Below are 19778 nucleotides of genomic sequence, written 5' to 3' on the forward strand. Positions count from 1 at the left end.
ATGGATGGTTTTTTATTTTATTGGCTTTTTTGGTTTGGATGGATCATTACTACCTTTTTTTATCCAAAAACGCATCCTATCCGTCTGCTTCTTTCAGCATGGATTTTAACCGCCATTGCATTATCAACTACTTCTATAACATTATGGGGTTTTGAAATAAATGGGACAGGTATATTTATTGCGGTGTCTGTCTACATATCTGCAGCTCAATTGACGGCAAAAAAATTGATTTACTTTATGTTATCTTCCTTTATTGTCATGTTAACATCTGTTTGTTTTCTTTTATTTGAACTGTTTGATCCGATCTGGATTTTGATAAAAAGGGACTGGCTTTTAGCCATTCTTGTTTCTTGCATAGCGCTCCTTCTGTATTCTGACAAAAAGCAAAGGATACTTGTGATGCTGCTCGGTATGATTCAAGGTGAAATCCTTTATTCTTTTATCTTAACGAGATATTCATTTTCCTATCCTGTTGCATCATTATATGCTCTTGATCCTTTGGCATTGGCCGCCGCCATATTAGTTTGCTGGAACACCCTAGAATTTTTTGTAAGTTATTTTGAAAAGAATCTGCATTCTATCGAAAAGGAGAAAGAAAAACTAACATGAATGAATATACGTACCCGATCATATTGGGAATGACCGTGGGAACACTGACGAGACTTTATATGCTTCGAACAGATTATCGCCAATATCCGACCTATTTGCACGGAAAGATTATCCATATCGCGCTAGGTTTTATTGCGGCCGGATTGGGAACGGTTGCAGTACCATCGATCATGGAGGAGGATTTTACAGCTATTACCTTTTTGACCTTAGCTGCTTCACAGTTCCGTGATGTTCGTAATATGGAGCGCAATACGTTGACTGAATTAGACAGCTATGAAATGGTTCCGCGTGGAAAGACTTATATTGAAGGGATTGCGATTGCTTTTGAAAGCCGCAATTATTTAGTGATATTTACATCGTTATTTTCTACCTTGGGCTATTTAGTTTTTAATATTTGGGTTGGTTTAATCATTGCCCTGATCTCGCTTTTGATAGCAAAAAAATTAATGGCCGGCAGTAAAATTAAGGATATTGTTGATATTACTTATGTAGAACCGAGATTCGACGGGCCGGGATTGTATGTAGATAACATCTATATTATGAATATCGGTTTACCTGCACGGCAAGAGGAAGTCCTTCGATATGGAATGGGTTTTATATTAAAACCGAAAAATTTCAATTCAAGATCTACCATTGCTAATTTAGGGCAGAGACAAGCAATACTTCATGATGTCTCAACCGCGATGGGAGTGTATAGGGATTCAGGTACGCCAGCATTAGTTCCACTTGCAAAACGAGATTTAGATGATGGGCGTGTCGCCGTATTTGTCCTGCCGCAGGAAAAGGATATTCAAAGAGCGATTGATGTTATCGGTGCTGTTCCAACATTGGAAAACGCCATTCGCATGCCAAATGAGAGAAGAGTGGAAACGGAAGGAAGTAATACGAAATGAATATTGAAAAATATATTTTGGCGGTGGTTACAACAAACCCGAAAAGAGTACCAAGCGGTGCAACCGTGTTTGTGTGTGATAATAAAGAAGACATGGATAATTATGCAGTAAATCTGGAAGCGATTCTGGATGGAATTGCACATGCTATAACAGATGAAGTCTATATAATTGTGAAGCATTGATATTACGCTTTTCCTTTGATAAACTAGTTAAGTTAAGCCTGTCTGATTACTGGAAATATATTCCGATACATAAAATAGGAGTTTAACATATAGAGGAGGGTGATATTTATGGTAAAACCTGTTATTGCCATAGTGGGACGTCCAAACGTTGGAAAATCGACCATTTTTAATCGAATCGTCGGTGAGCGAATCTCGATTGTTGAAGATATTCCTGGTGTGACACGAGATAGAATATACAGCTCTGCAGAGTGGTTAAATCATGATTTTAATATTATTGATACAGGTGGTATTGATATCGGAGATGAGCCCTTTTTAGAACAAATTCGTCAACAGGCGGAAATAGCAATTGATGAAGCTGATGTGATTATCTTTTTGACCAATGGAAGAGAAGGGGTTACCTCTGCTGATGAAGAGGTTGCGAAAATTCTCTATAAAGCGAAAAAGCCTGTTGTCTTAGCTGTGAATAAAATTGACAATCCAGAAATGCGAGATCAAATTTATGATTTTTACGCATTAGGCTTTGGGGAACCATTCCCTATTTCCGGTTCGCATGGATTAGGTTTGGGAGATTTATTGGATGAGGCTGCTAAGCATTTTCCGCAAAGAGACACAAAGGATTATGAAGATGACGTTACCTGTTTTTCATTAATTGGCCGTCCGAATGTTGGAAAGTCCTCACTTGTTAATGCGATATTGGGAGAAGAGCGTGTGATTGTCAGTGATATCTCTGGAACTACAAGGGATGCTATTGATTCCTATGTAACCTATAACGGACAGAAATATGTCATTATTGATACCGCGGGGATGAGGAAAAAAGGAAAGGTTTATGAAACAACAGAAAAATACAGTGTGTTACGAGCCTTACGTGCCATCGAACGCTCCGATGTTGTTCTTGTCGTGATCAATGCCGAGGAAGGGATTATTGAGCAAGATAAAAAAATTGCCGGTTATGCTCATGAAGCAGGACGGGCTGTTGTTATTGTTGTAAATAAATGGGATGCAGTTGAAAAAGACGAAAAAACAATGAAAGAATTCGAACGGAAAATTCGTGAGCATTTTCTTTTCTTGGATTATGCACCGATTGTTTTCTTATCAGCAAAGACGAAAAAACGCATTCATACGTTAATTCCGATGATTGATTTAGCAAGTGAAAATCATGCCCGCAGAGTAGAAACAAGTGTGCTTAATGATGTCATTATGGATGCAGTTGCAATGAACCCAACGCCTACAGATAAAGGGAAGCGTTTGAAAATTTATTATACAACCCAGGTTGCGGTAAAGCCGCCAACGTTTGTCGTATTTGTAAATGAACCTGAATTACTGCACTTTTCTTATGAACGCTTCTTGGAAAATCGAATCAGGGATGCATTTGGTTTTGAAGGAACACCGATCAAGATTTTTCCTCGGGAAAGAAAGTAAACTATCCAAAAGGTTGTGAGCATATGCAGCGTATACATGAAAAAGTAGCCGTTATTGGAGCGGGGAGCTGGGGCACTGCTTTAGCAATGGTGCTGGCTGATAACGGACATGAAGTACGGTTATGGGGTCATAAGCCTAATCAAATCGAAGAAATTAATACACTACATACAAATAAAAAATATCTTCCAGAAGTGGTGTTACAGGATTCTATTGTAGGTTATTTCTCCTTGAAGGAAGTTCTATTTGGAATTAAAATCATGGTGCTTGCAGTTCCTACGAAAGCAGTGCGTGAGGTGCTTCGTAATATAAGAGAAATACGGAGCGAACCGTTAACAATCGTTCATGTAAGTAAAGGGATCGAGCCGGATACATTACTGCGAATTTCAGAAATGATTGAAGAGGAAATGCCACAGCACTTAATTAAGCATATTGTGGTGTTATCCGGTCCGAGTCATGCGGAAGAAGTAAGTGTAAGGCAGCCTACAACAGTTACGGTGTCATCAAAGGATATAGAGGCAGCGGAACAAATTCAGGATCTGTTTATTAATCAACATTTTCGTGTCTATACGAACCCGGATATTATCGGAGTTGAAATAGGCGGCGCATTGAAAAATATCATTGCGCTTGCAGCAGGAATTTCAGATGGTCTCGGCTATGGCGACAACGCCAAAGCTGCGTTAATGACAAGGGGGCTTGCTGAAATATCCCGGCTTGGAACAAAAATGGGAGCAAGTCCCTTGACCTTTTCCGGTCTGACTGGGATAGGAGATTTGATTGTTACTTGTACAAGTGTACACTCACGAAATTGGCGTGCTGGAAATCTGTTAGGGAAAGGCAATAACCTTCAGGAAGTTCTAGATAATATGGGAATGGTTGTAGAAGGTGTGCGGACAACAAAAGCAGCATGGCAGTTAGCGCAAAAATACGAGGTGAAAATGCCAATAACAAATGCTCTTTATGATGTATTATTTAACAGTGTTGACGCTAAGGATGCTGTTGATGCATTAATGGCAAGAGTGAGAACACATGAAATGGAAGACTTAACAAATGTTCTTGTAGGGCGTTCACAGGATGAATCATAATATTTTTCTTTTTTTAGGCATTCGACGATGCATTTTTCTTTAACTAGAATAAAATGCAAACGAAGCAACCTAGTGTATTGAACAAGCGTGAATGGATTATTTAGTCATTGTTGAGCCGGCATAAAGAATTTGCCCCAATTCTTTATGTCGGTCTTTTTGTCTTTTTCTATGGAAATTACAGAAAAAACTAAAAATATACAAAAATAATTCTTTCTTGTGATATAATACTTCTCGAATAAAGGAGTGGATAAGATGTCACCTGCATTAATGAAGATGTGGATTTCGCTTGCTTCGATGGGGTTTATGTTTATTGCAATTGTTTTAATTTTTCTAAGCCGTTATAAATTTAAACAAGGTGTTTTAAAGGCAATTTTTGCTGTATTTGCTTACATGTTATTAGTGTTATCGGGCTTTATTATGTTTTTAGTTGTATTTAGTGGGCCGACCGATGCTTAAAGTTCATAGATTTAAAGGATTGATATGATGAAAAAAAGTTTACTAGTATTATTATGGGGTTTATTGGTCATGACCATTCTTTCCGGATGTATGTATCCTGAGGAAAAACTTGTTGAAAATCAAATACCTTATGAGGATCAAGTCCAATCTGTACAAGAGGCCGTAATGAAATTTAAAGAAGATAACGGGGGAATTTTACCGATAAAAAATTCTGAAGAGACAACCCCTATTTATCAAAAATACTTAATTGATTTTAAGAAGCTTGCCCCAAAATATATGGCAGAACCGCCGGGAAATGCATTTGAAAGCGGCGGTGTATTTCAATACGTTATTGTTAATGCAGAAAAGGATCCAACAGTAAAAATTTTTGATTTAAGAATATCTGAAATGATCAGTGAATTGAAGATGCGAATTAAAGTGCAGGGCTATCCGCCATATAAGGACAAATTGGCAGATGGTATATTCACTCTTGATTATGAAAAGCTTGGGTATGAGGAGGAACCTTTTATCGTCAGTCCTTATACAAATAAAAGACTGCCATTTGTTATAAATGGTCAAGCTGAGATTTTTGTGGATTATCGTAAAGATTTAGCTGAGGTTTTAAAAAAGGGAGAAGCTGATTACCGGACAGGTGATGATATTCGAGATATACTGCTTGTGGATTCGGTGTTCGTTCCAGCATACTCCTTACCATATACACTAGACGGCGAAACGAGAGAGCCTTTCTTTTTATTAACGAATTAGTCATAACCCTTCTTTTACAAAATATATTGTAGGAGAAGGGTATTTTTATTCCCTCATGATAAAACCAACAGAAAAAAGTCGCCTAATTATTTCAGAAATGAACGTATCCTTTACTGCTATGTGAAAGCAAAAACTTCTTCTTTTTAGAGGAATGAGTCAATAAGAAGACAGGAATACTAGTAAATTTCATAGCAAGGAGGTTAAAAAATATAAAACTGTCATAACGATGTAGGACAACATCATAAATATATATTGTCATAAAATAATTAATAGGATAATAACTATCCACTAACGCAGGGATTCGGGAGGGGATCACTTGGAAAAGGTAGATATTTTTAAAGATATTGCCGAGAGAACGGGCGGTGATATATATTTTGGAGTGGTAGGCGCAGTTCGTACAGGAAAATCCACTTTTATTAAAAAGTTTATGGAATTGGTTGTATTACCAAACATGAATAATGAAGCCGAACGCGCTCGTACCCAAGATGAGTTACCTCAAAGTGCAGCCGGGAAAACCATTATGACAACAGAGCCGAAATTTGTTCCAAATCAGGCTGCTACCGTTCATGTTGGAGAAGGATTAGACGTAAATATCCGCTTGGTTGACTGTGTTGGTTATACAGTACCAGGGGCTAAGGGCTATGAAGATGAAAATGGTCCCCGCATGATAACAACCCCATGGTATGAGGAACCGATCCCATTCCATGAAGCCGCTGAAATTGGTACTAGAAAGGTAATCCAAGAACATTCTACTATAGGTGTTGTGATTACTACAGATGGAACAATAGGCGAAATTCCGCGCAGTAATTATATTGAAGCGGAAGAGCGGGTTATAAATGAACTTAAAGAGGTAGGAAAACCGTTTATCATGGTTATCAATAGTGTTCAGCCACATCATCCAAACACAGAGGCTTTGCGCGAAGAACTTTCTGAGAAATACGATATACCAGTTCTGGCGATGAGTGTGGAAGGGATGAGAGAGTCAGATGTTTTAAATGTTATGAGAGAAGCCTTGTATGAATTCCCAGTCCTTGAAGTAAATGTGAATCTTCCGAGCTGGGTTATGGTATTACGCGAAAATCATTGGTTACGTGAAAGCTACCAGGAAGCTGTGAAAGAAACGGTAAAGGATATCAAACGACTTCGCGATGTCGATCGAGTGGTACATCATTTTAGTGATTTTGAATTTATTGATCGAGCAAGTCTTGCAGGAATTGAAATGGGCCAGGGAATTGCCGAAATTGATCTGTATGCACCTGATGATCTCTATGATGATATCTTAAAAGAAATAGTCGGTGTTGAGATCCGTGGAAAAGATCATTTACTTGAATTGATGCAGGATTTTGCCCATGCGAAAGCTGAATATGATGTTGTGTCAGAGGCATTGAAAATGGTTAAACAAACAGGCTATGGTATAGCTGCACCTTCACTTGCGGATATGAGTTTGGATGAACCGGAAATCATCCGTCAAGGATCGCGATTTGGTGTAAGGTTAAAGGCAGTTGCTCCGTCTATCCATATGATTAAAGTAGATGTAGAAAGCGAATTTGCTCCAATCATTGGGACAGAAAAACAAAGTGAAGAACTAGTCAGATACTTAATGCAGGATTTTGAAGATGATCCACTGTCCATTTGGAGTTCAGATATATTTGGCAGAAGTTTAAGTTCGATTGTAAGAGAAGGGATTCAAGCAAAGTTATCATTAATGCCTGAAAATGCCCGTTATAAATTAAAAGAAACACTTGAACGAATTATAAATGAAGGCTCAGGCGGATTAATTGCCATTATCCTGTAGGGACTCTCTTTTTAGAGAGTTCTTTTTTTTATTTTGCATTAATACGGTCAGATAAAAGGTTTGTCTAAGCCTTTTAGTGGCTATACTTTTTTAAATGAGGCAAAATTATTCATAAAGAATTTTCGGTAAATTGACATAAAAGGTAAAGAGTATGAGCATGATAAGAATTTTTCTTGCTAACAGTATATGATTATGATAACCTTTTATCAGAATTACTATTATTCATGCTAAGCCCTTGTAAATAAAGGTTTTTTTGCCAAAAACAGTTGAAAAATTCTATTCGTTGTTTTAAGATTATGCTTGTTATGAAAAAAAGGCAACAACGTATAGAAATGGCATATTTTGTTTACAAATGTATGTAAGAAGCAATTTAGAAAGTTTAGGTATCTTGGGAGGAGGTGACTGGCATGAACAAAACAGAACTTATTAACGCAGTTGCTGAAGCAAGCGAGCTTTCAAAAAAGGATGCTACTAAAGCAGTTGATGCCGTTTTTGATTCTATCTTAAATGCTTTAAAAGATGGAGATAAAGTACAATTAATTGGTTTTGGAAACTTTGAGGTGCGTGAGCGTGCTGCTCGTAAAGGACGTAATCCTCAAACTGGTGATGAAATCGAAATTGCTGCAAGCAAAGTTCCTGCATTTAAACCAGGTAAAGCGCTTAAAGATGCAGTTAAATAATTACATAAAGTGCTTATAAAGAACCGCGAGAGATTCGCGGTTCTTTATATGAAATGACCCATTTTATAAAATAATCGACCCACCTGCCATCATTTCTATATGTAATGATCATCTTGTATCGTTTATCCCCCTTATTTTTCCCCTAATAAAACAAAATAAGTATGTTAATATAAAAAGTAAAGATTGAGTAAAATTCTCATATTAAGATTTGTGTGCTTTTGTAAGGTTAAAACCATTTGTAACGGGTACACAGGTTAGTTTTTAGATAGAATTTAGGAGGAACAACAAATGTCAAATGTCAATCGTACCCAAATAGAGGAAGCGGTACGTTTAATACTAGAAGCAATTGGAGAAGACCCAAACCGAGAAGGTTTGATTGATACACCGAAAAGGGTAGCAAAGATGTACGAAGAAGTGTTTAGCGGGCTGGATCAAGACCCGAAGGAGTATTTTGAAACGATTTTTGGTGAAGATCATGAAGAATTGGTATTAGTGAAGGATATTCCTTTTTATTCGATGTGTGAACACCATCTAGTTCCATTTTTCGGAAAGGCACATGTTGCATACATACCGCGAAATGGAAAAGTTACTGGACTAAGCAAGCTTGCCCGGGCAGTAGAAGCGGTTGCAAAAAGACCGCAACTGCAGGAAAGAATTACGTCAACCATTGCAGACAGTATCTATGAAACACTAGAACCTTATGGAGTAATGGTTGTAATTGAAGCAGAACATATGTGTATGACGATGCGTGGGGTTAAAAAACCAGGATCGAAAACGGTCACATCAGCTGTAAGAGGAACATTTTTAAATGATGCTGCCGCAAGAGCAGAAGTTCTTTCATTGATAAAAGACTAAGCGGATAGAGGGTTAAATTGTATAAATTAAAAGGATTGGAATAGCTTAAACTAATAAATACTAATTTTGGAGAGGCGTGAAAACCGATGGATGAAAAAAAACCTTCAGTTAATGACTATGTAGTCATAAAAGCAAAGCAAGACGGAGTTAATGTTATTGGACTGACAAGGGGTACCGATACAAGATTTCATCATTCGGAAAAACTGGATAAAGGGGAAGTGATGATTGCGCAGTTTACAGAGCACACTTCCGCAATTAAAGTTCGTGGCGAAGCGTTGATAAAAACCTCTTATGGTGATATAGAAAGTGAAGCCAGAAATAATCATACTGACAAATAAAAACTGTTTTTAGTCGATAGGCAGGCTCAAATTCATCTTACATAAATGTCTTTAAGTATGCCAAAATCTTTACATTTATGATATAATTGTGTCTGCTTATTGCTTTTTTGTTATTTAAAATTTTAATTAAAAATAGCTACAGGACAACCTGGAATGATATGTTGGGGAAATAAGGGTGATAGGATTGCGTGAAATAGTAGAAAAATTAACTTATACAAAAGATAGGATCGAAAAATACGTTTTCCATCCTTATTTACGTGAATATATAATTCCGCCTGTGATTGATGAGGATAAGATGGTTATTCTCATTTCAATCGTAGACCAACTCGATCTTTCCCCGCATGAAAAAGACATATATGTATTGGCGATTATGTTAATGCATGTTGCATTGGATACACATGATCAAGTAACGAACACCCTTGTAGACGAAAAAAATATGAAGATTAGGCAGTTAACAGTTCTTGCCGGTGATTATTATTCTGGTTTATACTATAAATTTTTAGCAAGTATTGAGGACGTTAAGGTTATTAAAGCTTTATCTGAAGGTGTTAAAAAGATAAATGAACATAAGGTGTTCATTTATCATAAAGATCAAGATGATCTACATACGATCATGAATAGTGTGAAGATGATAGAGTTTTCCTTAATAGAACAATTAATCACCTATTTCGGGGTAACAGAATGGTATGAAAGTGCATCGAATTGGCTGCTTGTAAAACGTCTCCTTAAGGAAAAAAAATGTTTTGAAAAAACAGGTTCATCAGTTCTATTCGACGCCTTAGATAGATTCTTTGCAAAAGATCAGAAGAAAAATATAAATGAACAAAAACAGGATGTACTGCAACTATATGACAGCTATATTGGCTATTCAATTCAGTTAATGACAAAAGGAATGAATAAAATTCAACCTTTCAATACTTTATACGAAGAACGAATGATGAAAATGATCAAGGATTATTCTCCGAGAGAAAAATCATTTGTGGAAGAAGGGTAATGACATGCAACAAACAAAAGAAGAAAAGGTTCATCATGTTTTCGAGAAGATCTCTAATCATTATGATAAAATGAATTCGGTAATAAGTTTTAAACAGCATGTTAAATGGCGCACTGACATTATGAATAGGATGAAGGTGCAAAAAGGCTCGAAAGCACTGGATGTTTGTTGTGGAACGGCAGATTGGACAATCGCTATTGCTGAAGCTGTCGGCCCCGAAGGAGAAGTGATTGGTCTTGACTTTAGCCAGAATATGCTCAAGGTAGGCAAAGAGAAGGTTAGGCATTTAAAGCAGGTTGAACTTGTTCACGGGAATGCAATGGAGCTGCCTTTTCCTGATAATTCTTTTGACTATGTGACAATCGGCTTCGGGTTAAGAAATGTACCTGATGTTATGCAGGTATTAAAGGAAATGCATCGGGTAGTGAAACCTGGAGGAATGGTTGTATGTCTGGAGACTTCACAACCAACATTATTTGGTTTTAAGCAAATATATTATTTTTACTTCCGCTTTATTATGCCGTTATTTGGAAAGCTATTTGCAAAAAGCTATCAGGAGTATTCTTGGCTCCAGGAATCCGCACGAAGTTTCCCTGGAATGAAAGAGCTTGCAAATATGTTTAGAAAAGCGGGATTGGTTGATGTTACCTTTAAGTCGTATACGGGCGGAGTAGCTGCTGTCCATTTTGGGAAAAAACAAAATAAATAGATGTTTCTGTTTGCCAATGATCTAGCTCCAGGTGTTTGTTTGTCGTTTTATCATAAGCCGAAAAGGCAGGCTCCTTGTGCTACTGATTAGCAGACAGGGTTACAGCAAGGTGGATACGGATATGAAATTTAAAATGATGTATTCATTTTTAAATTCTGATATTGATATCGTTGAAGAAGCATTAGAGGAAGCTGTATATGCAGATTCCGCTTTGCTTCAAGAAGCTTCTCTGCATTTATTACAGGCAGGGGGGAAACGAATTCGGCCTCTCTTTGTTCTATTAGCAGCAAAGTTTGGGTCGTATGATATTCACACAATTAAAAAAGTAGCGGTTGCGCTTGAATTAATCCATGCGGCATCATTAATACATGATGATGTTATTGATGATGCCGAGATACGTAGAGGAAAGCTGACAGTAAAGGCCAAATGGGATAATCGAATCGCAATGTATACAGGTGATTATATATTTGCCCGCTCTCTTGAATTAATGACAGAAATTGAAAAGGCAGAGGCACACAAAATTTTAGCTGATACGATGGTGGAATTAGTAATTGGTGAAATTGAACAAATAAAGGATAAGTACCGTTTTGACCAGAACTTGAAAGATTATTTACGCAGGATAAAAAGAAAAACGGCACTCCTTATTTCGACAAGCTGTGAACTCGGTTCAATATGTGCTGATGTTGAAAAAAGTCTTCAAAAGAAGCTAAAGAGATTTGGCTACTATGTTGGAATGTCATATCAAATTATTGATGATATTCTGGATTTCACAGCTACAGAAAAAGAATTAGGAAAGCCATCTGGCAGTGATTTGCTGCAAGGAAATATAACACTTCCTGTATTATTTGCAATGGAGGATACATCCATTCGGAAAGAGATTACGAAAGTTCATGAAAATATGCCGCGAAATGAAATGGATCAAATTATTAACTTGATTATTCGCTCAGGCGCTATTGAAAGAGCCAGACAGGTTAGTAACCAATACCTTGAAAAGGCTTTATCATTAGTAGAAGAATTTCCACAAAATCAAGCGAAAACGGCGTTGAGAAGTATTGCAAAGTACATTGGTAAGCGGAAATATTAATAAGTTGCGAATATTTTAAAAAAATGATATTATTTCCATGGATTGTCTTATTTGAGAAATCTCGAAAGGATATCTACTATACATACTGTAATAGGGGATGAGTTCATGGAAAAAACATTTTTAATGGTAAAACCTGACGGGGTACAACGTAATTTAATTGGAGAAATTGTTTCTCGTTTTGAAAGAAAGGGTTTTCAGCTAGTTGGCGGAAAATTAATGAGTATCTCCAAAGAATTAGCTGAGGAGCACTATGGTGAACATAAAGAACGCCCATTTTTTGGAGAACTAGTTGATTTCATTACATCTGGACCTGTATTTGCAATGGTATGGGAAGGTGAGAATGTAATCGCAACAGCACGTCAAATGATGGGTTCAACCAATCCGAAAGATGCTGCACCTGGAACAATCCGTGGGGACTTCGGTGTTACAGTTGGCAAAAATGTCATTCATGGATCTGATTCACCAGAAAGCGCAGTACGTGAAATTGGTATTTTCTTTAACGAAAATGAGCTTGTTGAATATAAGAAATTAACGAATGAATGGATTTACTAAAAACACTTGCTTAAGCAAGTGTTTTTTTTTGTAACCGTGTCCAAATACAACTTTTTTAGACAATTTAAACAAAATAGTCTTCAATTTCTGCTTTTTCCGCTATACTAAGGTTATCCTAGAAGAGGAGTATGTCTATGTCCGGCGATTATGAACAATTTACCTATCAAATAAAAATGAAAACGGGAATTGATCTTGCCCTCTATAAAGAAGCGCAAATGAAAAGAAGATTAACCTCGTTGTATGAAAAAAAAGGATACGGCTCTTTTAAGGAATATTTTTCTGCCATAAATCGTGATCACACACTATTTAATGAATTTCTTGATCGCATCACGATAAATGTTTCAGAATTTTACCGTAATTATAAGAGATGGGAGGTATTAGAAAAAACGATCCTGCCAAAAGTCTTGAAAAGGACAAAAAGACCGAGAGTTTGGAGTGCAGCTTGTTCATCAGGTGAAGAGCCTTATACACTAGCCATGATAATGGCAAAATATCTGCCTTTATCTGAAGTGAAAATTCTAGCAACAGACATTGATGAAAATGTACACTCAAGGGCGAAGCTTGGGATCTATCCAGAGCGGTCACTGCAGGAGGCACCAGAAGATATAAAAAGGAAATATTTCATTAAAGAAGGCGGCTTCTATAAAGTGGCAGATGAGATAAAACGGACTGTTTCGTTTAAAACTCACAATTTATTAGCGGATCCATTTGGCACCTCTTATGATTTGATAATCTGCCGTAATGTACTGATTTATTTCACGGAGGAAGCAAAGGAGCTTCTTTATCATAAATTTGCTAAAAGTTTAAATCCAGAAGGCATACTCTTTGTGGGAAGTACGGAACAAATCTTTAATGCTGGTCAATATGGATTTGAAGTTGAGGATACCTTTTTTTATAAAAAGAGTCTTTAAATAATTTATCTGGAATAATATTAATGAGCTTAATAAATCAGTTAAAGGAATAATTTATCAAATTAATTTTTAAAAACTTACTATTCTAATTTTTGCATGTATGTTATATTGATACATAATCCTTTAACGAGTTGAAGGGAGAAAGAGGAAAATGAGATATTTAACAGCTGGGGAATCACATGGACCCCAATTAACAACAATTATTGAAGGTTTACCTGCGGGAATGCCTCTATTGCAAGAAGATATTAATGTTCAACTAGCTAGGAGACAAAAAGGTCATGGCCGTGGTCGAAGAATGCAGATTGAAACAGATACCGCCCAGATTACAAGCGGTGTAAGACATGGTTTAACCCTCGGTTCACCGGTTGCTCTTGTTGTTGAGAACAATGACTGGAAACATTGGACAAAAATTATGGGTGCAGACCCAATAGATGGGGACGCGGATGAAGTGAAAAGAAAAGTAACGCGCCCACGACCTGGACATGCTGATTTAAATGGTGCCTTAAAATACGGGCATCGTGATATGAGAAATGTATTAGAACGTTCCTCTGCAAGAGAAACAACGATAAGAGTCGCTGCAGGAGCAGTGGCGAAAAAGCTGCTGTCCTTACTTGGCATTGAAGTTGCCTCCCATGTTGTTGAAATTGGCGGAGTCAAATCTTCCGTTTCAACATATGAATCAATCCAAAGTTTAAGAGAAATAACTGAAAATTCTCCGGTTCGCTGTCTTGATTCAGCTGCGGAAAAAGAAATGATGAAAGCCATTGATACAGCGAAGGAAAACGGCGATTCAATTGGCGGAATTGTTGAGGTTATTGTAGAAGGCATGCCGCCAGGTGTTGGCAGCTATGTACACTATGATCGTAAGCTTGATGCAAAACTTGCAGCAGCTATATGCTCCATCAATGCTTTTAAAGGCGTTGAGTTTGGTATTGGATTTGAAGCAGCACACAAACCAGGTAGTGAAGTACACGATGAAATTGCTTGGGATGAAGAAAAAGGTTATTACCGGAAAACGAATAGACTAGGCGGTCTTGAAGGCGGAATGACAACAGGTATGCCGCTTGTTATCAGAGGTGTGATGAAACCAATCCCAACCCTGTATAAACCGCTGCAAAGTGTTGATATTGACTCAAAGGAGCCGTTTACTGCAAGTGTTGAGCGATCTGATAGTTGTGCGGTGCCGGCAGCTTCCGTCGTGGCAGAAAACGTAGTTGCATGGGAAATTGCTCAAGCAATTCTGGAGCAATTTTCTAGTGACCGCTTTGATACATTAAAAGAAAACGTTGCCGAGCAGCGCAAATTTGCGAGGGAATTTTAATGATTGAACATGTAGTGAAGACGTCATTTAAAGCGTATCCTGTCTACATTGGTGAGGGTGTCATTGGGCAGCTGCCCATTTTTATTAAAGAAAAGCAGGCAGGAGTCACAAAAATCCTCATCATTACAGATGAGATTGTAGGGGGGCTTTACCTCGCTCCGATTCTCCAAATTCTTTCTGCATTTCCGGTTGAAGTGGTGAAAGTACCGGGCGGAGAAAAGGCCAAAACATTTGAAGTCTATTATGACTGTCAGACTGCTGCCCTACAGTATAAACTTGATCGAAAGTCACTTATTGTTGCTCTTGGCGGTGGTGCGGTTGGAGATTTATCCGGTTTTGTTGCCGCAACTTTTATGAGAGGTATCCCTTTTATTCAAATCCCAACCACTATTTTAGCTCATGATAGTGCTGTTGGCGGTAAAGTAGCGATTAATCATCCAGAGGGGAAAAATATGATTGGTTCGTTTTACCAGCCAGAAGCAGTCATATATGATACCAATTTTTTAAAAAGCCTGCCTTTAAGTGAGAGACGTTCAGGCTTTGCTGAAGTTATTAAACATAGTCTTATTTCTGATGTATCTTTTTATCAATGGCTAAAAAGTAACATTTCCTCCTTAGAAAGCATCAGAGAGGATGAAATGGTCCAATTTTTAGCTAAAGGAATTGAAATTAAAAGTGCAATCGTAGCCGAGGATGAAAAGGAAAACGGTATACGGGCCTATTTGAACTTTGGACATACTCTGGGACATGCAATAGAAGCTGAAATGGGCTATGGAAAAATGACACATGGTGAAGCAGTACTGATTGGCATGCTGTTTGCTTTACAATTAAGTAAGAAATATGCTGGTCTTGAATTTGACATCGAGACCTTAACTGAATGGGTTCAGCAGCTTGGCTATCAAACAAAGATGCCAGAAGGTTTGTCAGATGAGAAGTTAGTTGAACGAATGAAGGGTGATAAAAAATCAGTAGGTCAACGGATTAGATTTGTGCTGCTGAATGAGATTGGATCACCTGAACTTTATGAGTTATCAGATAAAGAAATCCTTTGTGAATTAAACCATTTTAAATAAAGAGGGGAGAATATAGGTGATCCGCGGAGTTAGAGGCGCAATTACAGTCTTAGAAAATACGGAAAATGAAATTATGCAGGCAACATCGAGATTGCTACATAAAATGATTGAAAAAAACGAGATTGCGCCTGAGAACGTTGCATCTGTATTTATCTCCGTTACAGATGATATTACAGAAGCTTTTCCGGCTAAAGTGTTACGTTCGAAAGAAGGCTGGGGTTTCGTGCCGGTTATGTGCATGAAGGAAATTACGGTTTCGAATGCACTAGAGAAATGTATTCGTGTGATGATGCATGTGAACACGGCAAAAAGCCAGCAGGAAATAAATCATATCTATTTAGAAAATGCAATGATTTTAAGACCCGATTTAGCCAATAGTAAATAATCATCATTGAATGAGGTGTATGCTTTTATGAAATGGAAAGAACAATTGTTATCATTAGCTCCTTATAAACCAGGCAGACCTATTGAATCTGTAAAAAAAGAGTACGGCCTTGAAAAGGTTGTAAAATTGGCATCAAATGAGAATCCATTCGGTACCTCACCAAAAGTTGTTGCTGCTTTACAATCAGCCTTGTCATCGTTTGCCATTTATCCTGATGGCTATGCTACAACTTTACGTACTGCAGTTGCAGAGTTTTTAAAAATGGACGAAGAACAGCTTATTTTCGGGAACGGTGCTGATAATTTAATCCAGATAATTTCCCGTGCGTTTTTAGAGCCAGGAAAAAACACGGTAATGGCAAGTCCGTCCTTCTCTCAATATAAGCACAATGCTATTATAGACGGAGCAGAGATTAGGGAAATTCCGTTAATTGATGGTGAACATGACCTTGATGCTATGCTAGAGGCAATTGATGAAAATACTGCAGTAGTATGGGTATGCAGTCCCAATAATCCAACAGGCGTCTACATAACAAAAGAGAAAATCACTTCCTTCCTTAATAAGGTACCGAAAGAAACAGTGGTTGTCATTGATGACGCCTACCATGATTATGTTGTAGCAGATGATTTTTATGATGCCGTTGAATTTGTAAATGAGTACAATAATTTAATCGTCTTAAGAACATTCTCTAAAATATACGGAATTGCTAGTTTACGTGTTGGCTACGGCGTGGCTCATCAAGATATTATTCGCGTATTAGAACCTGCGAGAGAGCCTTTCAATGTCAATACATTGGGACAAATTGCAGCTGTAGCGGCACTTAATGATCAGGGATATGTGAATGAGTGCAGACGGAAAAATCGCGAAGGCATGGCACAGTTTGAACAATTTTGTGCCGAACACCAATTGCACTATTTCCCGTCGCAGGCTAACTTCATTTTAATTGATTTTGGTACAAGCGGAGATGAGGTGTTCCAATATCTGCTCCAGAAAGGATATATTGTTCGTTCTGGTAATGCATTGGGTTATACTACATCAGTAAGAGTTACAGTGGGATCTGAAGAGGAAAACAACGGTGTGATAGATGCAATGAAGCAATATTTACAAGAAGTGAGCGTTAGTAAAAATTAAATCGGTTAGGTTAACAATGCGAAGGATAAGGGGATGATCCGGTTTGAAAGGCCGTGTATTTGTGATTGGCTTGGGCCTTATTGGCGGTTCTCTCGCATTGTCTATAAAAAGGCAGCATAAAGACTGCCATATTACAGGGTATGACATCAATGACGAACAGGGGAAATTAGCAAAAATGCTGGGTGTTGCTGACGATATAGCAGGCAGCATTGAAGAAGGAGCAAAGGATGCTGATTTAATATTAATCACAACACCTGTACAAGTGACTGAGAGAATGTTGGAACTACTTGCAGAACTTCCGTTAAAGGAAACGGTATTAATTAGTGATGCGGGGAGTACAAAAGCCGAGATTGTTAAGAAAGCTCAAAAATTAACTGACAAAGGTATAGCTTTTATCGGGGGACATCCAATGGCTGGTTCTCATAAAAGCGGAGTATCTGCTGCTAGGGAATTACTTTTTGAAAATGCTTTTTATCTTTTAACCCCCCAGCAGCATATTGAAGCGGGAAAGATTGATCTGTTGAAGCAGTGGCTGAAAGGAACAAAAGCCAAATTTATTGTAATATCGCCGGAAGAACACGATTATTTAACAGGGGTTATAAGTCATTTTCCGCATATTATTGCTGCATCTTTAGTCCATCAGGCTGAAAAAACAAGTCAGGAACAAAGTTTGGTTACCCGGCTGGCAGCGGGAGGCTTTCGAGATATTACGAGGATAGCTTCAAGCAGTCCGACGATGTGGAGAGATATCCTCTTGCATAATAAAGAAACCTTGCTTCAGCTGCTGTCAGCTTGGCAGCTGGAAATGGAAGAGGTTGCTGCGATGCTCAAAGAGCAGGATGGAGAAAAAATCTACCAATATTTTGAAAAAGCCAAGACGTTCAGGGACGAACTGCCGCAAAAGCAAATGGGAGCTATCCCTGCTTTTTATGATTTATTCGTTGATGTACCTGATTACCCAGGGGTTGTATCAGAAATAACCGGTTACCTGGCTAAAGAAGAAATCAGTATCACGAATATTCAAATTAGAGAAACACGGGAAGATATTATTGGAGTGCTAGTCATAAGTTTTCAAACAGAGTATGATCGTCTTCGTGCGAAAAAATGTATTGAGCACTACACTAGCTTTGAAACTTCAACTGGTCCATAAATTTCGATCAAGATAAAAGAGGGGGAAAAGATGGGTAGACATACGTTAAAAACAAATATTGCATCACTTAAGGGAGATATTCTGGTCCCTGGTGATAAATCTATTTCCCATCGTTCCGTTATGTTTGGTGCTGTGGCAGAAGGAGTTACGACTGTTACAGGTTTTTTAATGGGTGACGATTGTTTAAGTACCGTGTCGTGTTTTAGACAGTTGGGCGTGGAAATTGAACATAAAGATGATCAAATGGTGATACATGGAAAAGGCTGGGATGGGCTAAAAGAGCCTAAAGATGTGTTGAATGTTGGAAATTCTGGTACAACCATCCGGCTTTTGATGGGAATTTTAGCTGGCCGTCCTTTTCATGCCAACCTTATTGGTGATGAATCAATTGGCAGAAGACCGATGACAAGAGTAACAAAGCCTCTTGCTAGTATGGGAGCAAAAATAGATGGGAGACAACAGGGCGAATATACCCCATTAAGCATACGCGGCGGAGGAATTTCCGGTATTAACTATCATGCGCCAGTAGCAAGTGCCCAGGTAAAGTCATCTATTTTACTTGCTGGCCTTCAGGCTGACGGATTAACAACGGTGGTAGAACCGGAAAAATCTCGGGACCATACAGAGCGCATGATCAGGAAGTTTGGCGGTACAGTAGAAGAGGATGGATTGTCTGTTTCTGTCCGAGGCGGGCAAACGTTAAAAGGAACCAATGTCAAGGTACCAGGTGATATTTCTTCTGCAGCCTTTTTCCTTGTGGCGGGTGCTATTGTTCCAAACAGCTGTATAACGTTAAAGAATGTTGGCTTAAATCCGACTAGAACAGGTATTATTGATGTCATGATGGAAATGGGCGCCGATATTACCATTGATGTGACAGATGAAGATCACTTTGAACCTGTAGGGGACATTACGATCAAAACATCTCAATTAAAAGGTACGACAATCGGGGGCGAATTGATTCCGCGCTTGATTGATGAGCTGCCGATCATTGCTTTGCTTGCTACACAGGCAGAGGGTGAAACGATTATACGGGACGCACATGAATTAAAAGTGAAGGAAACCAATCGGATCGATACAGTAGTACATGAATTGTCAACGCTCTCCGCAGAAATTAAGGCAACCGATGACGGAATGATCATCCATGGAAAAAGCAAGTTAACCGGCGGTGTTGTTTCAAGCCATGGGGATCACCGTATTGGCATGATGTTAGCGGTAGCTGCACTTATTTGTAACGAGGGAGTAAGTCTTGAACAAAAAGAGGCAATCTCCGTTTCATATCCACAATTTTTTGCGGACTTAGAAAAGTTAATGTGAATCAAAAAATAAAAAACTGCATCTATTGCAGTTTTTTTATTTTATTTTTGCAGGCTTTTGATGAATATTTTCCGACTTATTTTCATAATTTGTCATAT

22 protein-coding genes are annotated in these 19778 nt (G+C 38.1%); all 22 read left to right on the forward strand.

The annotated features are described in order from the left end of the window. The 22 genes from R4Z09_RS07905 (at nucleotide 1) to aroA (ending at nucleotide 19680) form a co-directional block, all read left to right on the forward strand. A complete protein-coding gene (locus R4Z09_RS07905; protein WP_338451782.1) occupies nucleotides 1-609 on the forward strand; it encodes a YphA family membrane protein in 609 nt (202 codons plus the stop codon). Beyond that, a complete protein-coding gene (locus R4Z09_RS07910; RefSeq protein WP_338451783.1) occupies nucleotides 606-1502 on the forward strand; it encodes a YIEGIA family protein in 897 nt (298 codons plus the stop codon). The genes R4Z09_RS07905 and R4Z09_RS07910 overlap by 4 nt, the downstream gene beginning before the upstream one ends. Beyond that, nucleotides 1499-1684 carry a capping complex subunit for YIEGIA gene (locus R4Z09_RS07915; RefSeq protein ID WP_338451784.1) on the forward strand — a complete coding sequence of 62 codons (186 nt, stop codon included), beginning with the start codon at nucleotides 1499-1501 and terminating at the stop codon, nucleotides 1682-1684. The genes R4Z09_RS07910 and R4Z09_RS07915 overlap by 4 nt, the downstream gene beginning before the upstream one ends. Before the next feature lie 108 nt (nucleotides 1685-1792). Next, the gene (gene der, locus R4Z09_RS07920; RefSeq protein WP_338451785.1) at nucleotides 1793-3103 is read left to right on the forward strand and encodes a ribosome biogenesis GTPase Der; all 1311 of its coding nucleotides are present in this window, start codon (nucleotides 1793-1795) and stop codon (nucleotides 3101-3103) included. 23 nt (nucleotides 3104-3126) lie between these two features. Continuing rightward, nucleotides 3127-4185: an NAD(P)H-dependent glycerol-3-phosphate dehydrogenase gene (locus R4Z09_RS07925; RefSeq protein ID WP_338451786.1), complete on the forward strand. Its 1059-nt coding sequence runs from the start codon at nucleotides 3127-3129 to the stop codon at nucleotides 4183-4185. A gap of 252 nt (nucleotides 4186-4437) precedes the next feature. After that, nucleotides 4438-4641 carry a DUF2768 domain-containing protein gene (locus R4Z09_RS07930; protein ID WP_338451787.1) on the forward strand — a complete coding sequence of 68 codons (204 nt, stop codon included), beginning with the start codon at nucleotides 4438-4440 and terminating at the stop codon, nucleotides 4639-4641. 27 nt (nucleotides 4642-4668) lie between these two features. Beyond that, on the forward strand, nucleotides 4669-5385 hold the full coding sequence (locus tag R4Z09_RS07935; protein ID WP_338451788.1) for a hypothetical protein: 717 nt from the start codon (nucleotides 4669-4671) through the stop codon (nucleotides 5383-5385). 316 nt (nucleotides 5386-5701) lie between these two features. Next, complete coding sequence (spoIVA, locus tag R4Z09_RS07940) at nucleotides 5702-7180, forward strand: stage IV sporulation protein A (protein WP_338451789.1); 1479 nt, start codon at nucleotides 5702-5704, stop codon at nucleotides 7178-7180. A 407-nt stretch (nucleotides 7181-7587) separates the two neighbouring features. Beyond that, nucleotides 7588-7860 (forward strand): HU family DNA-binding protein, encoded by a 273-nt coding sequence (locus tag R4Z09_RS07945; protein ID WP_071395596.1) that lies wholly within the window; start codon nucleotides 7588-7590, stop codon nucleotides 7858-7860. 288 nt (nucleotides 7861-8148) lie between these two features. After that, nucleotides 8149-8715, forward strand: coding sequence for a GTP cyclohydrolase I FolE (gene folE, locus R4Z09_RS07950; RefSeq protein WP_338451790.1), 567 nt, complete (start codon nucleotides 8149-8151; stop codon nucleotides 8713-8715). Between the two features lie 86 nt (nucleotides 8716-8801). Further along, nucleotides 8802-9053 (forward strand): trp RNA-binding attenuation protein MtrB, encoded by a 252-nt coding sequence (gene mtrB, locus R4Z09_RS07955; RefSeq protein ID WP_338451791.1) that lies wholly within the window; start codon nucleotides 8802-8804, stop codon nucleotides 9051-9053. A gap of 184 nt (nucleotides 9054-9237) precedes the next feature. Continuing rightward, nucleotides 9238-10047, forward strand: a complete 810-nt coding sequence (locus R4Z09_RS07960; protein ID WP_338451792.1) for a heptaprenyl diphosphate synthase component 1 — start codon at nucleotides 9238-9240, stop codon at nucleotides 10045-10047. Nucleotides 10048-10051: 4 nt separating this feature from the next. After that, a complete protein-coding gene (locus R4Z09_RS07965; protein WP_338451793.1) occupies nucleotides 10052-10756 on the forward strand; it encodes a demethylmenaquinone methyltransferase in 705 nt (234 codons plus the stop codon). 121 nt (nucleotides 10757-10877) lie between these two features. Next, entirely contained in the window at nucleotides 10878-11840 is a 963-nt protein-coding gene (gene hepT, locus R4Z09_RS07970; RefSeq protein ID WP_338451794.1) for a heptaprenyl diphosphate synthase component II, read from the forward strand. Between the two features lie 105 nt (nucleotides 11841-11945). Continuing rightward, on the forward strand, nucleotides 11946-12392 hold the full coding sequence (ndk, locus tag R4Z09_RS07975; protein WP_338451795.1) for a nucleoside-diphosphate kinase: 447 nt from the start codon (nucleotides 11946-11948) through the stop codon (nucleotides 12390-12392). Nucleotides 12393-12526: 134 nt separating this feature from the next. Further along, nucleotides 12527-13303: a protein-glutamate O-methyltransferase CheR gene (locus R4Z09_RS07980; protein ID WP_338451796.1), complete on the forward strand. Its 777-nt coding sequence runs from the start codon at nucleotides 12527-12529 to the stop codon at nucleotides 13301-13303. Nucleotides 13304-13454: 151 nt separating this feature from the next. Further along, entirely contained in the window at nucleotides 13455-14624 is a 1170-nt protein-coding gene (gene aroC, locus R4Z09_RS07985) for a chorismate synthase (protein ID WP_338451797.1), read from the forward strand. Further along, a complete protein-coding gene (gene aroB, locus R4Z09_RS07990) occupies nucleotides 14624-15697 on the forward strand; it encodes a 3-dehydroquinate synthase (RefSeq protein WP_338451798.1) in 1074 nt (357 codons plus the stop codon). The genes aroC and aroB overlap by 1 nt, the downstream gene beginning before the upstream one ends. 16 nt (nucleotides 15698-15713) lie before the next feature. After that, nucleotides 15714-16082 (forward strand): chorismate mutase, encoded by a 369-nt coding sequence (gene aroH / locus R4Z09_RS07995; RefSeq protein WP_338451799.1) that lies wholly within the window; start codon nucleotides 15714-15716, stop codon nucleotides 16080-16082. Nucleotides 16083-16109: 27 nt separating this feature from the next. Then, on the forward strand, nucleotides 16110-17213 hold the full coding sequence (gene hisC / locus R4Z09_RS08000) for a histidinol-phosphate transaminase (RefSeq protein ID WP_338451800.1): 1104 nt from the start codon (nucleotides 16110-16112) through the stop codon (nucleotides 17211-17213). Nucleotides 17214-17256: 43 nt separating this feature from the next. Continuing rightward, on the forward strand, nucleotides 17257-18363 hold the full coding sequence (locus R4Z09_RS08005; protein ID WP_338451801.1) for a prephenate dehydrogenase: 1107 nt from the start codon (nucleotides 17257-17259) through the stop codon (nucleotides 18361-18363). Between the two features lie 30 nt (nucleotides 18364-18393). Continuing rightward, nucleotides 18394-19680: a 3-phosphoshikimate 1-carboxyvinyltransferase gene (gene aroA, locus R4Z09_RS08010; RefSeq protein ID WP_338451802.1), complete on the forward strand. Its 1287-nt coding sequence runs from the start codon at nucleotides 18394-18396 to the stop codon at nucleotides 19678-19680. Nucleotides 19681-19778: the final 98 nt, after the last annotated feature.

It is taken from the genome of Niallia oryzisoli, from assembly GCF_036670025.1.
Lineage (GTDB): Bacteria > Bacillota > Bacilli > Bacillales > Cytobacillaceae > Bacillus_BD > Bacillus_BD oryzisoli.

What these genes read in the sequence shown, in the direction of transcription:
- R4Z09_RS07905 (WP_338451782.1), top strand. Translation starts at nt 1, where the DNA reads ATGGATGGTTTTTTATTTTATTGGCTTTTTTGGTTTGGATGGATCATT.
- der (WP_338451785.1), top strand. Translation starts at nt 1,793, where the DNA reads ATGGTAAAACCTGTTATTGCCATAGTGGGACGTCCAAACGTTGGAAAA.
- ndk (WP_338451795.1), top strand. Translation starts at nt 11,946, where the DNA reads ATGGAAAAAACATTTTTAATGGTAAAACCTGACGGGGTACAACGTAAT.
- aroB (WP_338451798.1), top strand. Translation starts at nt 14,624, where the DNA reads ATGATTGAACATGTAGTGAAGACGTCATTTAAAGCGTATCCTGTCTAC.
- R4Z09_RS07925 (WP_338451786.1), top strand. Translation starts at nt 3,127, where the DNA reads ATGCAGCGTATACATGAAAAAGTAGCCGTTATTGGAGCGGGGAGCTGG.
- R4Z09_RS07945 (WP_071395596.1), top strand. Translation starts at nt 7,588, where the DNA reads ATGAACAAAACAGAACTTATTAACGCAGTTGCTGAAGCAAGCGAGCTT.
- hisC (WP_338451800.1), top strand. Translation starts at nt 16,110, where the DNA reads ATGAAATGGAAAGAACAATTGTTATCATTAGCTCCTTATAAACCAGGC.
- R4Z09_RS07910 (WP_338451783.1), top strand. Translation starts at nt 606, where the DNA reads ATGAATGAATATACGTACCCGATCATATTGGGAATGACCGTGGGAACA.
- hepT (WP_338451794.1), top strand. Translation starts at nt 10,878, where the DNA reads ATGAAATTTAAAATGATGTATTCATTTTTAAATTCTGATATTGATATC.
- R4Z09_RS07935 (WP_338451788.1), top strand. Translation starts at nt 4,669, where the DNA reads ATGAAAAAAAGTTTACTAGTATTATTATGGGGTTTATTGGTCATGACC.
- R4Z09_RS07965 (WP_338451793.1), top strand. Translation starts at nt 10,052, where the DNA reads ATGCAACAAACAAAAGAAGAAAAGGTTCATCATGTTTTCGAGAAGATC.
- R4Z09_RS07930 (WP_338451787.1), top strand. Translation starts at nt 4,438, where the DNA reads ATGTCACCTGCATTAATGAAGATGTGGATTTCGCTTGCTTCGATGGGG.
- aroA (WP_338451802.1), top strand. Translation starts at nt 18,394, where the DNA reads ATGGGTAGACATACGTTAAAAACAAATATTGCATCACTTAAGGGAGAT.
- mtrB (WP_338451791.1), top strand. Translation starts at nt 8,802, where the DNA reads ATGGATGAAAAAAAACCTTCAGTTAATGACTATGTAGTCATAAAAGCA.
- R4Z09_RS07915 (WP_338451784.1), top strand. Translation starts at nt 1,499, where the DNA reads ATGAATATTGAAAAATATATTTTGGCGGTGGTTACAACAAACCCGAAA.
- folE (WP_338451790.1), top strand. Translation starts at nt 8,149, where the DNA reads ATGTCAAATGTCAATCGTACCCAAATAGAGGAAGCGGTACGTTTAATA.
- R4Z09_RS07980 (WP_338451796.1), top strand. Translation starts at nt 12,527, where the DNA reads ATGTCCGGCGATTATGAACAATTTACCTATCAAATAAAAATGAAAACG.
- aroC (WP_338451797.1), top strand. Translation starts at nt 13,455, where the DNA reads ATGAGATATTTAACAGCTGGGGAATCACATGGACCCCAATTAACAACA.